This is a genomic window from Micromonospora sp. WMMB482 (genome assembly GCF_019038635.1).
GTDB classification, from domain to species: domain Bacteria; phylum Actinomycetota; class Actinomycetes; order Mycobacteriales; family Micromonosporaceae; genus Micromonospora; species Micromonospora marina.
This window is the reverse complement of the sequence record NZ_JAHOPD010000020.1, coordinates 6168637-6181374: the sequence shown is the minus strand read 5'-3', so window position 1 is coordinate 6181374 and position 12738 is coordinate 6168637. Positions and strand designations below refer to the sequence as shown.

Genomic DNA, 12738 nt, shown 5'->3' with positions numbered 1-12738 from the left:
CACGTTTTCGAAGGGGCACCACCATGGGATCAGTTCAGCCGCCGGCTCACCAGGAGGTCCAGGAGGTCGAGGTCGCCGTCATCGGCTGCGGGCCGGTGGGCGCGCTCACCGCCAACCTGCTCGGCGTCCGCGGCGTCACCGCGCTCGTCGTGGAGCGCAGCGCGGCCCCGCACGGCCAGCCTCGGGCCTTCTCCTGCGACGACGAGGCGCTGCGCATCTACCAGCAGGCCGGCCTGCTCGACGAGGTACGCGACGAGATGATCGCCCCGCCGCTGGTCCGGTACGTCAACCGCGCGGGCCGGGTGTTCGCCCGGATGAAGCTGTCCGAGACGGACTTCGGGTACGGGCACGCGCCGCTGCGCTTCTTCGACCAGCCGCGACTGGAACACACGCTGCGCGCCGGGCTGGGCCGCTTCCCGCACGTCCGGCTCGCGCTCGGCACCGAACTGGTCGGCCTGGCCCAGGACGAGGACGGCGTGACGGTGCTGCTGTCCGACGTGGCCACCGGGCAGCGGCGGGCGGTCCGTGCCCGGTACGTGCTCGGCTGCGACGGCGCCCGCAGCGCCACCCGCGCCGCCGTCCGGATTCCGCTGTCCGGGGCGAGCTACGCCGAGCCGTGGCTGGCGGTCTCCGGCGACGTGCCGCCCGACGCCGTGCGGGTGCCGGACACCACGTTCGTCTGCGACTGGCGGCGCCCGGCGTTCGTCTCTCCCGGCGCGGCCGGCAGCTACCGGATGGAGTTCATGCTGCGCCCGGGCGAGACCGAGGACGAGGTGCAGCGTCCGGAGACCGTCGCCGCGCTCGTCTCGCCGTACGTCGACCCGGACCGGTTCGCCGTCACCCGGGCGGTGGTCTACACCTTCCACCACCTCGTCGCGCAGCGGTGGCGGGAGGGACGGGTGTTCCTGCTCGGCGACGCGGCCCACCAGATGCCCCCGTTCATGGGCCAGGGCCTGTGCAGCGGCCTGCGCGACGCGGCGAACCTGTCGTGGAAGCTGTCGCTGGTGCTGTCCGGCGCCGCCGGCCCGGCCGTGCTCGACACGTACGAGACCGAGCGGCGCCCGCACACGGTGGAGATGGCACAGACGAGCGTCCGGCTGGGACATGTCTTCCTCGCCCGCAACCGGATCACCGCGTGGATGCGAGACACCGCGCTGCGGGCGGTCCAGACGGTTCCCCGGGTACGGCGGTTCGTGGAGCGCTTCGAGTTCAAGCCGGTGCCGGCGTACCGGCGGGGCCTGATGGCCGGCGGCCGGCGCGACGGCGTGGTCGGGACGATGTTCCCCCAGCCGCGGGTCCTCATCCCGGGTGTGCCCGGCGGGCGCCTGCTCGACGAGGCGCTCGGCGACGGCTTCGTGGTGCTCGGCGCCGCCGGCGTGGACGGGCCGCCCGGCGCGCGGTGGCAGGGACCGCCGGTGCGGTTCGTCGCGGTCCACCCGGCCGGTACGCCGCTCGCCGGACTGCCGGACAGGTCCGGCGACGGCGGATACGACCGGATCGACGTCGTCGACGCCGACGGGGTGCTCGGCGGGTGGCTGCGGCGGCACGACGCCGACCTGGTGGTGCTGCGGCCGGACCGGTTCGTGTTCGCTCTGGCGACGGCCGGTGGGATCGAGCAGGCCGCACGGGACCTGTCGGCCGCCCTCGGTGTACCGCCCGCCGCCCTCCTTCTCCGAGGCGGCGGGCGGCGGAGCGGGTGGCCGCGCGGCGGCTTGACCTGAAGCGGACGCGAGGTTCTAGCCTCCCCGTGGAGGTACGGCATGAGCATGGAAGTGACAGCGTGGACGTCCCTGCACCACGCCCTGAACGCGCAGGACGAGCGACCGCTGTCCCGGGCGACGTTACGGCGCGTCGCCGGGTTCGCCCGGCCGCACCGTACCCTGATCGCCGCGTTCCTGCTGTTGAGCGTGGTGACGGCGGTCCTCACCGTGGCGGCGCCGATCCTGGCCGGACGGGTGGTCGACGCGATCGTCAGCGGTGCCGGCAGCGGCGTCGTGGTGCGGCTGGCGGTGCTGATCGCCGTGATCGCGCTGGCCGAGGCCGGCCTGGGGCTGCTGACCCGGTACCTGTCCGCCACCATCGGGGAGGAACTCATCGTCCAGCTGCGGACGGCGGTCTTCGACCACGTCCAGCGCATGCCTGTCGCCTTCTTCACCCGGACCCGTACGGGCGCGCTGGTCAGCCGCCTGAACAACGACGTGATCGGCGCGCAGCGGGCGTTCAGCGACACCTTGTCGACTGTGGTCGGCAACGCCGTCACGCTGCTCCTGACCCTGGCGGTCATGCTGACCTTCTCGTGGCGGATCACGGTGCTGGCGCTGGTCCTGCTGCCGGTCTTCGTCCTTCCCGCACGCCGGATGGGTTCCCGGCTCGCCCGCCTGCAGCGTGAGGCGGCGGAGCACAACGCGGCCATGAGCAACCGGATGACCGAACGCTTCTCGGCGCCCGGCGCGACGCTCGTCAAGCTGTACGGGCGTCCGGCCGAGGAGTCGGCGGAGTTCGCGGCCCGGGCGCGGCGGGTCCGCGACATCGGCATCCGCGCAGCCATGCTCCAGTGGGTCTTCATCACCGCGCTCACCGTCGTCGGTTCGCTGGCCCTGGCCCTGGTGTACGGGCTCGGCGGCGTCTACGCCCTGCGGGGCGACCTCGACGCCGGCGCCGTGGTCGCGCTCGCGCTGCTCCTGTCGCGCCTCTACGCGCCGCTGACGTCGCTCGCGAGCGCCCGGGTCGAGGTGATGAGCGCGCTGGTCAGCTTCGAGCGGGTGTTCGAGGTCCTGGATCTCAAGCCGCTGATCCTCGACCGGCCCGGCGCGCGTCCGCTTCCCGACGGGCCGGTGGCCGTCGAGTTCGACAGCGTCCGGTTCGGCTACCCCTCGGCCGACAAGGTGTCGCTCGCGTCGCTGGAGGACGTCGCGAAGCTCGACACGCGCGGCGGCGAGGAGGTGCTGCACGAGGTGTCGTTCCGCGTGGAGGCGGGGCGGATGGTCGCCCTGGTCGGCTCCTCCGGGGCGGGCAAGTCGACGATCGCCCAGCTCGTCCCGCGCCTGTACGACGTCGAGCACGGCGCCGTGAAGCTCGCCGGTGTCGACGTCCGCGACCTGTCGACCGAGTCGGTCCGGGCGGCACTCGGCGTGGTCACGCAGGACGGGCACCTGTTCCACGAGAGCATCCGGGCCAACCTCGCGTTCGCCCGGCCGGACGCGCACGAGGACGAGATGTGGGACGTCCTGCGGCGGACCCGCCTCGAGGCCCTGATCCGGTCCCTTCCGGACGGACTCGACACCGTCGTGGGTGAGCGGGGATACCGGTTGTCCGGCGGGGAACGTCAACGGCTCACCATCGCGCGGCTCCTGCTGGCCCGCCCCCGGGTGGTCATCCTCGACGAGGCGACGGCGCACCTGGACTCCACCTCGGAGGCCGCGGTGCAGGACGCCCTCGCCGAGGCCCTGACCGGCCGGACGAGCGTCGTCATCGCGCACCGGCTGTCCACCGTCCGCGCGGCCGACGAGATCCTCGTGGTCGAGGGCGGGCGCGTCGTCGAACGCGGCCGGCACGGTGACCTGCTCGCCACCGGCGGACGGTACCAGGAGCTGTACCGCACCCAGTTCGGCCAGGAGAAGCCGGAGGTCCCGAGGGAACGCGCCGCCACCGGCTGAGCGCCCGTACCCTCACGCCGGACACCCCGGTCAGCTCACTGCGCCGCCGGGCCCTTGCCGGGATCCGGTCACGGGCGTAGGAAGAACACCACCGTCCGCTGTCGAAGGAGACACGCGTGCCCACCCCCAGACGGCTCCGTCTCGCCGTGTCCGCGCTGGTGACCGCGTCGGCCGTGCTGCTCGGCCCCGGCGCCGCCGCGGCGCCGTCCACGCCTCCGGCACCGGCCGGGCAGCGGTCCTGCGACCCGATCGACCCGGCGGCCTGCCTGCTGCCGTTCCCCAACGACTACTTCACCGTGCCGGACCGCAGCACCCCGACCGGCAAACGGGTCCGGTTCGCGGCCGCCGCGATGCCCGCCAACGTGCTCGGCGTGCCGATCGACCCGGCCGAGTGGAACCGGCAGGACGGGTTCAGCCCCGGCTCGCCGATCCTGGCGCGCGTACCCGGCCTCGACGCCACCCGGACCCGGATCGCGCCGGTCACCGACGTCGGCCGCTCACTGGCGCCGGACGCGCCGATCGTGCTGCTCGACGCCCGCACCGGCAGGCGTACGCCGTACTGGGCGGAACTGGACGCGCACGCCGCCGGCAACCCGGACCGGCAGGCGCTGATCATCCGGCCGGCGGTCGCGCTGACCGAGGGCGCCCGGTACGTCGTCGGCCTGCGCGGCATGCGCGACGGCGTCGGCGCGCTCATCCCGGCGCCGGAGACGTTCCGCAGGTACGTGACCGGTACCGGCCTCAACCGGCGGGATCCGCGCGCGCCGCAGATGAAGCGGATCCTCGCCGACCTGAGCCGGGCCGGCGTCAAGCGGCACAGCCTCTACCTGGCCTGGGACTTCACAGTGGCCAGCCGGCAGGGCCTGACCGGGCGGATGCTGGCGGTCCGCGACGGCGCGTTCGCCGGGCTCGGCCGCCGCGCGCCCTCGTTCACAGTCACCCAGGTCACCGACTACACGCCGGAGCAGGATCCGCTGATCGCCCGGCAGGTGACCGGCGCCGTCGCCGTACCGTCCTACCTGACCGGTGACGGCGGGCCGGGCTCCCGGCTGCACTACGGGCCGCCCGGCGGCGACGGCACCCCGCCGACGCCGGACGCCCTGCCGACGCCGTCCGGCGCGACCCTTTCGGCCGACTTCGTCTGCAACATCCCGCGCAGCGCGTCCGCCGCGAGACCGGCGCACCTCTCGCTGTACGGCCACGGCCTGCTCGGGCGGCCGACCGAGATCAACGCGGGCAACGTCAAGACCATGTCGCAGACGTACGACTTCACCTTCTGCGCGACGAGCTGGATCGGCATGGCAGCGGCCGACGTCCCGTACGTGGCGGGCGCCTTCACCGACCTCAGCGCCTTCCCCGCGGTGGCCGACCGGCTCCAGCAGAGCTTCCTGAACTTCCTCTTCCTGGGCCGGACGATGATTCACCGCGGCGGGTTCGCCGCCCACCCGGCGTTCCGCGACGCCGCCGGGCGACCGCTGATCGACGTGGCCGGCGGGCTGCACTACGACGGCAACAGCCAGGGCGGCATCAACGGCGGCGCGCTCACCGCCGTGGCCCAGGACTGGACCCGCTCGGTGCTCGGCGTGCCGGGGATGAACTACTCCACGCTGCTGCAACGCAGCGTCGACTTCGCCCCGTTCCAGACCGTCCTGGACGGCCACTACCCGGACCGGGTCGACCAGCAGCTCATCTTCGCGCTGCTCCAGATGCTGTGGGACCGGTCCGAGGCCAACGGGTACGCCCGGCACATGACCGACCGGCCGCTGCCGCGTACCCCGGCGCACCGGGTGCTGATGCACGTGGCGTTCGCCGACCAGCAGGTCTCGACGGTCACGGCGGAGGTCCAGGCGCGCACCGTCGGCGCCCGCCTGCACACCCCGGCGCTCGCCGCCGGCTGGTCGCCGGACGTGCGGCCGTTCTGGGGCATCGCGCCGATCCGCAGGTACCCGTACGCCGGCTCGGCGATGGTGGTCTGGAACAGCGGGGCCGCGTACGCGCCGCCGCCGACGAACCTGGCGCCCGCCGGACCGGAGTACGGCGAGGACTCGCACGAGTTCCCCCGTGCCCAGCCCGGCGCTCAGCGGCAGAAGGCGGTGTTCCTGCTCACCGGCAAGGTGATCGACGTCTGCGCGGGCGGTCCCTGTCCGTGACCCGCCGGCCGGGCGTGCCGAGCGGCACGTCCGGTCAGTCCCGCGGGGGAGTGCCGGCGCTGAGGTGACCGAGCACGCGGCGGTCGGGCGTGTCGCCCGACGCGGCCTGAGCACGGGGCCCGGCCGGGCCGCGCTCGCTGTTGACGCGCAGAAGCCCCGCGACCCCGCGCAGGAACGTCTCCGACACCAGCGCGGGGTCGAAGAGGCAGCCGGCCGCCATGGCGCCGTCGCGGAGCATGACGAAGTGGCGGGCGGCGGCGTCCGCCGTCGCCTCGTGGACCTGTGCCGTCTGGGCGGTACCAGCGGGATTCAGGCTGCTCGGATGACGGCGAAAGGGCCGGTGTGTCCGTTCGCCGACGTTTCCCGTTCCGCTGACAGCGATTCCGGGCGTGCCCGATATTGGAGACTCCACCGTGCCTGTCGGAAGGAACGTCAGATGAATGCCGCATCCATGCCGGAGACCGGAATGCCGACAGTTTTGCTCGTGCACGGGGCATTCGTGGACGGGTCGAGCTGGAACGGGGTGATCGCGGACCTCCAACGCCGGGGCTACCCGGCCGTCGCCGTCGCGAACCCGCTGCGCAGCGTGCCGGGTGACGCCGCCTACCTGCGCGCCCTCGTGGACAGCCTGTCCGGACCGGTCGTGCTCGCCGCCCACTCGTACGGCGGAGCGGTCATCACCGAGGCCGCGGACGGCGCCGCCAACGTCCGGGCCCTGGTGTACGTCGCCAGCTTCAGCCCCGAAGTCGGCGAATCGGTGGCCGACGTGAACGCGAAGTTCCCCGGCAGCCAGCTCGCCGACAACATCCAGGCGGTGCCGATCCCCGCCCGGGACGGCAGCGCGGACATGGACCAGTACGTCAAGCAGGAGACCTTTCCGGACTTCTTCGCTCCCGACGTCCCGCGGGAGGCCGCCGTGGTGATGGCGGCCACGCAGCGGCCGGCCGCGGCGAACACGCTGACCGACAGCGTGACGCGGGCCGCCTGGAAGAGCATCCCGTCCTGGACGCTCGTGACCACCCAGGATCTGGCGATCCCGCCGGATCTCCAGCGCTTCATGGCGCAGCGCGCCGGGTCGACGACGGTCGAGGTCGACGCGTCGCACGCGGTGACGGTGTCGCAGCCGGGCGCCGTCGCGGACCTCATCGACCGCGCGGCGCGCGCCACCGCGCAGTAGCCGCCATCGACCGGCGCACCAATGTCCTAGGACGTTCTAGAGGGTGTGCGGCCGCCACCGCGTCACCGCCGTAACGAGACGTGTCAGTCGGCGGCGGTCGATGCGTCGTGGGCGGCCATCTCCTCCTGCCGCCCCGGCTCCTCACGCAGGATCGCGGCGTGCAGCCACGCGTCCGGGATGGCGAAACCGTCCACGAGCGTGCGCATGTACGGCCGCAGCTCCTTGAGCAGCCCGTTCACCACGGTGGTGATCGTCTTCGAGCGGGCCGGGGTGAGCCGGCCGTGCTCCAGGAGCCAGCCCTTGTTCGACTCGATGACGCTCAGCGCGTACAGGTCGCAGACCCGGGACAGCAGTTCCTTGACCGCCGGGTCGGCGGTGGCGTCGATACCTGCGACGAACGCCTCCAGGGTCACCCGGTCGACGTGCGCGGCGGCGACGGCGAGGACGTGGTCCTGCACGTCGTTGAAGATGTCGAACGGACGGTCCTTCTTGCTGGAGGCGCCACCGCGCAGGCGGCGGACCGCGCTGTCGAGCAGGTGCTCCTCCCGGTCCTCGAAGACCTTGAGGTGCCAGCCCCGGTCGGTGACGGCGACCTCGTCGTCGCGGCCGGGCACGGCGCCGACCAGCCGCGCGATGAGCGCCCGCGCGGCGGTGCGCTCCAGCACCATCTCCCGTACCTGCTCGGCGACGAACGAGGCTCGCCCCCAGCCGTCCAGCGAGCCGAACTCGTCCCGGTAGCCGGTCAGCAGCCCCTTGGCGACAAGCTGGAGCAGGACCGTGTTGTCGCCCTCGAAGGTGGTGAACACGTCGGTGTCGGCCTTGAGGCTGGGCAGGCGGTTCTCCGACAGGTAGCCGGCGCCGCCGCACGCCTCCCGGCACATCTGGATGGTGCGGGTCGCGTGCCAGGTCTGCGCCGCCTTGAGTCCGGCGGCCCGGGACTCCAGCTCCCGCTGCCGGTGCTCGTCGACCGGCCCCTCGCCGCCCTGGATCTCGTCGAGCGCGGCGACCAGCTCGTTCTGGGCGAAGTGCAGCGCGTACGTGGTGGCCAGTGCGGGCAGCAGCTTGCGCTGGTGGGCCAGGTAGTCGTTGAGCAGCACCTCGCGGTCGCCCTCGGCGTCACTGAACTGGCGGCGGATGTCGCCGTAGCGCACCGCGATGGCCAGCGCCGCCCTGGTGGCCGCCGACGCGGCGCCGCCCACGCTGACCCGGCCCCGCACCAGTGTGCCGAGCATGGTGAAGAAGCGGCGGGAGTCGTCCTCGATCGGGCTGGAGTACGTCCCGTCCTCGGCCACCTGCGCGTACCGGTCCAGCAGCATGTCCCGCGGCACGCGTACGTGGTCGAAGGTGAGGCGCCCGTTGTCCACGCCGAGCAGGCCGGCCTTGGACCCGGCGTCGCCGATGGTCACGCCGGGCATCGGGTTGCCGTGCTCGTCGCGGATCGGCACCAGCCACGCGTGCACCCCGTGGCGGCGACCACCGCTGATCAGCTGAGCGAAGACCACAGCCATCCGCCCGTCCCGGGCCGCGTTGCCGATGTAGTCCTTGCGCGCCGCCTCGTGCGGCGTGTGCAGGTCGAAGGTCTGCGTCTGCGGGTCGTACTCGCAGGTGGTGCGCAGCTGCTGCACGTCCGAGCCGTGGCCGGTCTCGGTCATCGCGAAGCAGCCGAAGATCCGCCCCTCGACGATGTCCCGCAGGTAGGCGTCGTGGTGCCGCTTCGTGCCGAGCGCCGCGACCGCGCCGCCGAACAGGCCCCACTGCACGCCGGCCTTCACCATGAGTGACAGGTCGACCTGCGCCAGCATCTCGGTGGCGACGATCGAGGCGCCCACGTCCGACCGGCCCCCGTACTCGGCGGGGAAGCCCGCGGCGATGCCCAGCTCGACCGGCAGTTCGCCGAGCAGCCGGGTGATCCGCTCGCGCGCCTGGTCGCCGGTCTCGCCGTAGACCGGGAGGAACCGTTCGTCGAGGTGTTTGCGGTGAGCCTGGCGGACCTCGGCCCACGGCCCGTCGAGCGTCTCCTGAAGGCGGGCGATGTCGATGCGGCCGGACGCGTGATCGAGCATGGTCGCTCCTCGGGGCAGCGGACATATGGGTGCACTCTCGGCCTGATCAACATTACCGGCGGTCACCGGGCCCCGCTGGCGGAGGCCGTGGTGAGCCGTGCCACCCCACTCGGCCACCCCGGAGGCTGAGGTTAGGCTGTCCTCACTTCGAGCACTGGAGGCATCCCCTCGTGTCCCCGCACCCCGCCGGTGGCGCCGTCACGGCCCGGTACGTGCTGCGTCAGGCGTTGCGCCGCCAGCGGCGGCCGGTGCTGATCGGCGTGACGCTGCTCGGCCTGCACCAGGTCGCCGAGGCGCTCGTGCCGGTGGCGATCGGCGTCATCATCGACCGCGCCGTGATCACCGGCGACCCGTGGGCGCTGGCGTACTCGGTCGCCGGCCTCGCGGCCCTGTTCGCCGTGCTCGCGTTCGCCTACCGCAACGGCGCCCGCCAGGCGTTCGCGGCGGTGGAGCGGGAGGCGCACCTGCTGCGGGTCGAGATCGCCGAGCGCGCGCTCGACCCTCGCGGGCACCGCTCCGGCCTGCGCGACGGCGAACTGCTCTCGGTCGCCGCCTCCGACGCCGAACTCTCCGCGCTCGTCGTGCGGGTCGCCGGGTTCGGCGTCGCCGCGGTGACCGCGCTGACCGTCGCGGCGACCGCGCTGCTGGTCATCGACGTCCCCCTCGGGCTCGGCGTGCTCGTCGGCGTACCGGTGCTGGTGCTCGTGCTGCAGCGGATGGCGCCGCTGCTGTCCCGGCGCAGCACCTCCCAGCAGGAGGCCCTCGCGGAGACCACAGCGCTCGCCGTGGACCTGGTCTCCGGCCTGCGCGTGCTGCGCGGCATCGGCGCCCAGCACCACGCCGCCGGCCGGTACGCCGCCGCCAGCCGCAACGCGCTCGCGGTCACGCTGCGCGCCGCCAACACCAAGGGCCTGCACCTCGGGCTCACCACCGCCGCCAACGGACTGTTCCTCGCGGCGGTCGCCGGGGTGGCCGGCTGGCTCGCCCTGCGCGGCCGGCTCACCATCGGCGAGCTGGTGACAGTGGTCGGACTCGCGCAGTTCGTCGCCGAGCCGGTGCAGACCATGGGCTGGTGCGTGCAACTGTTCGCGATGGCCCGCGCCTCCGCCGCCCGGGTGGCGCGCGTGCTCGGCGCCGAGCCGCTGACCCGGCCCGGCGACATGTCGGCGCCGGCCCACCCGGACGGGCCGCGGCTGGCTCTCGACGACGTCGGGTACGCCGGACTGGCCGGGGTGAACCTGCGCGTCGGCCCCGGTGAGGTGGTCGGTGTGCTCGCGTACGACCCGGCCGACGCCGACGCGCTGGTGGCGCTGCTGTCCGGGCGGGTGCCGCCGGACGCGCGCCGGGGCGCCGTGCGCGTCGACGGCGAAACCGCCGACGACCTGCACGTCGACGCGCTGCGTGGCACCGTGCTCGTCGAGCCGCACGACGTGACGCTGTTCGAGGGCACCGTGGCGGCCAACCTCGCCGCCGGCGCCCCGGCCGACCGGGCGCGGCTGCTCGCCGCCGTCCGCGCGGCCGCCGCCCAGGACGTGGTGGACGCGCACCCCGGCGGCCTCGACCACCGGCTCGTCGAGCGGGGCGCGAACCTCTCCGGTGGACAGCGCCAGCGGCTCGGGCTGGCCCGGGCGCTGCACGCCGACCCGCCCGTGCTGGTGCTGCACGATCCCACCACCGCCGTCGACGCGGCCACCGAGGCGCAGCTCGCCGACGGACTGGCGCAGGCGCGCCGGGTGGTGCCCCGGGGCACGCTGCTGATCACCAGCAGCCCGGCCCTGCTGCGGATCGCCGACCGGGTGGTGGTGATCGCCGACGGCCGGGTGGCCGCCGAGGGACCGCACGAGCACCTGCTGGCCTCCGACGCCCGCTACCGCGAGGAGACGCTGCGGTGACCGCCGAACCGCGTACCCCCGGCCGGACGTTGCTGCCGGTCGCGTCCGCCCGGCAGACCTGGGCCACGCTCGGCGCCCGGTTCCGCGACCGGCCCGGCCTCAGCGCCGCCGCCGCGACGGTGCTGGTCGCCGCCGCCACGGGTGGCCTGGTCGCGCCCTGGGTGCTCGGCCGTCTGGTCGACGACGTCATCGCCGACGCCCCGGTCTCCCGGATCGCCGGGCGGGTGGCGGTGATCGCCGCCGCCGCCGTGCTCACCGGGCTGCTCACGGCGCTCGGTGCCGCGCTCGCCTCCCGGCTCGGCGAGACGGTGCTGGCCCGGCTGCGCGAACGCGTCCTCGACCGGGCGCTGCACCTGCCGTCCGCGACGCTGGAGCGGGCCGGCACCGGGGACCTGCTGGCCCGTGTCGGCGACGACGTGGCGGTGGTGACGAACGTGATCGCGGTGAGCGGCCCGGCCTTCGTCGGCGCGCTGCTGTCCGTCGTGCTCACCGTGTTCGGGCTGGTCGCGCTGGACTGGCGGCTCGGCCTCGCCGGGCTGGTCGCGGCGCCCGCGTACGCGCTGGCGCTTCGCTGGTACCTGCGCCGCTCGGCGCCGTACTACGCACGCGAGCGGGTCGCCACCGGCGAGCGTACGCAGGCGATGGCCGGCGCGCTGCGCGGCGCGGCGACGGTGCGCGCGTACCGGACCGAGGACGCGCACGTCGCAGCCATCGCCGAGCGCTCCGGCCTGGCCCGCGACCTGTCGCTGGAGATCTTCAACCTGCACACCCGCTTCGGCCTGCGGATCAACAGGTCGGAGTTCCTGGGTCTGGCCGCGGTGCTCGTGGCCGGGTTCTTCCTGGTCCGCGACGACCTGGTCACGGTCGGTGCGGCGACCACCGCCGCGCTCTACTTCCACCGCCTGTTCAACCCGATCGGCCTGCTGCTGCTGGAGTCCGACTCGGTGCTTCAGGCCGGCGCGAGCCTCGCCCGGCTGGTCGGCGTGGCGAACCTGCCCGACACCGCGCCGTCCGGCCCGCCCGCCGGCCCGCGCGGCCCGGCAGCGCTGGACGTCACGGTGCGCCGGCACCACTACGACGACGGGCCGCTGGTGCTCGCCGACGTCGAGCTGCGCCTGGCGGCGGGGGAGCGGGTCGCGCTCGTCGGTGCCAGCGGCGCCGGCAAGAGCACGCTCGCCGGCATCGCCGCCGGGATCATCGTGCCCACCGACGGGTCGGTACGCCTCGACGGCGTGCCGCTCGCCGAAACGGGCGAGGCCACCTCCCGGCACGACGTGGCACTGGTCAGCCAGGAGGTGCACGTCTTCGCCGGGCCGCTCGCCGAGGACCTGCGCCTGGCCGACCCGGACGCGACCGACGCCGAGCTGATCGACGCGCTGGAGCGGGTCGGCGCCACCGGCTGGCTGCGCGCCCTGCCGGACGGGCTGGCGACGCCGGTGGGCGAGGGCGGCCATCGGCTCACCGCCGCGCAGGCCCAGCAGGTCGCGCTGGCCCGGCTGGTGCTCACCGCGCCGGCCGTCGCCGTGCTGGACGAGGCGACCGCCGAGGCGGGCAGCGCCGGAGCCCGCGACCTGGACCGGGCGGCCCTCGCGGCCACGCGGGGGCGGACCACGCTGATCGTGGCGCACCGGCTCAGCCAGGCGGTGAGCGCGGACCGGATCGTCGTGCTCGAACACGGCCGGATCGTGGAGCAGGGCACGCACGAGGAACTGCTCGCCTCCGACGGCCGGTACGGCCGTCTCTGGCGCTCCTGGCGCGTCCCGGTATGATCACCGACCGCTCCACCGCCCAGGCGAGGTG

Annotated in this window: 8 protein-coding genes; 6 read left to right on the top strand and 2 right to left on the bottom strand. The window is 74.2% G+C overall.

The genetic code is table 11. The features are described from left to right. Nucleotides 1–23 precede the first annotated feature (23 nt). The 3 genes from KSK32_RS30080 (at nucleotide 24) to KSK32_RS30070 (ending at nucleotide 5806) form a co-directional block, all read left to right on the top strand. Nucleotides 24–1721: a bifunctional 3-(3-hydroxy-phenyl)propionate/3-hydroxycinnamic acid hydroxylase gene (locus KSK32_RS30080; protein ID WP_254187253.1), complete on the top strand. Its 1698-nt coding sequence runs from the start codon at nucleotides 24–26 to the stop codon at nucleotides 1719–1721. A 39-nt stretch (nucleotides 1722–1760) separates the two neighbouring features. Beyond that, complete coding sequence (locus KSK32_RS30075; RefSeq protein ID WP_216934876.1) at nucleotides 1761–3656, top strand: ABC transporter ATP-binding protein; 1896 nt, start codon at nucleotides 1761–1763, stop codon at nucleotides 3654–3656. 116 nt (nucleotides 3657–3772) lie between these two features. Further along, nucleotides 3773–5806: a hypothetical protein gene (locus tag KSK32_RS30070; protein ID WP_216934874.1), complete on the top strand. Its 2034-nt coding sequence runs from the start codon at nucleotides 3773–3775 to the stop codon at nucleotides 5804–5806. Nucleotides 5807–5840: 34 nt separating this feature from the next. Here KSK32_RS30070 and KSK32_RS33685 read toward each other — a convergent pair whose 3' ends face one another. Then, the gene (locus KSK32_RS33685) at nucleotides 5841–6044 is read right to left on the bottom strand and encodes a hypothetical protein (protein WP_254187252.1); all 204 of its coding nucleotides are present in this window, start codon (nucleotides 6042–6044) and stop codon (nucleotides 5841–5843) included. A 246-nt stretch (nucleotides 6045–6290) separates the two neighbouring features. Between KSK32_RS33685 and KSK32_RS30060 the strand changes: the two genes are divergently transcribed. Then, on the top strand, nucleotides 6291–6983 hold the full coding sequence (locus KSK32_RS30060; protein WP_289256426.1) for an alpha/beta fold hydrolase: 693 nt from the start codon (nucleotides 6291–6293) through the stop codon (nucleotides 6981–6983). Nucleotides 6984–7066: 83 nt separating this feature from the next. Here KSK32_RS30060 and KSK32_RS30055 read toward each other — a convergent pair whose 3' ends face one another. Continuing rightward, entirely contained in the window at nucleotides 7067–9046 is a 1980-nt protein-coding gene (locus KSK32_RS30055) for an acyl-CoA dehydrogenase (protein WP_216934871.1), read from the bottom strand. 170 nt (nucleotides 9047–9216) lie between these two features. On the opposite strand from KSK32_RS30055, the gene KSK32_RS30050 reads away from it, so the two are divergent. Together KSK32_RS30050 and KSK32_RS30045 are read left to right on the top strand one after the other, a co-directional pair. Next, nucleotides 9217–10938, top strand: a complete 1722-nt coding sequence (locus KSK32_RS30050; RefSeq protein WP_216934869.1) for an ABC transporter ATP-binding protein — start codon at nucleotides 9217–9219, stop codon at nucleotides 10936–10938. Continuing rightward, the gene (locus tag KSK32_RS30045; protein WP_216934868.1) at nucleotides 10935–12707 is read left to right on the top strand and encodes an ABC transporter ATP-binding protein; all 1773 of its coding nucleotides are present in this window, start codon (nucleotides 10935–10937) and stop codon (nucleotides 12705–12707) included. The genes KSK32_RS30050 and KSK32_RS30045 overlap by 4 nt, the downstream gene beginning before the upstream one ends. Nucleotides 12708–12738 lie beyond the last annotated feature (31 nt).

Excerpts from the sequence above, each read along its gene's own strand:
- KSK32_RS30080 (WP_254187253.1), top strand. The coding sequence starts at position 24 with ATGGGATCAGTTCAGCCGCCGGCTCACCAGGAGGTCCAGGAGGTCGAG.
- KSK32_RS30075 (WP_216934876.1), top strand. The coding sequence starts at position 1,761 with ATGAGCATGGAAGTGACAGCGTGGACGTCCCTGCACCACGCCCTGAAC.
- KSK32_RS33685 (WP_254187252.1), bottom strand. The coding sequence starts at position 6,044 with ATGCTCCGCGACGGCGCCATGGCGGCCGGCTGCCTCTTCGACCCCGCG.
- KSK32_RS30055 (WP_216934871.1), bottom strand. The coding sequence starts at position 9,046 with ATGCTCGATCACGCGTCCGGCCGCATCGACATCGCCCGCCTTCAGGAG.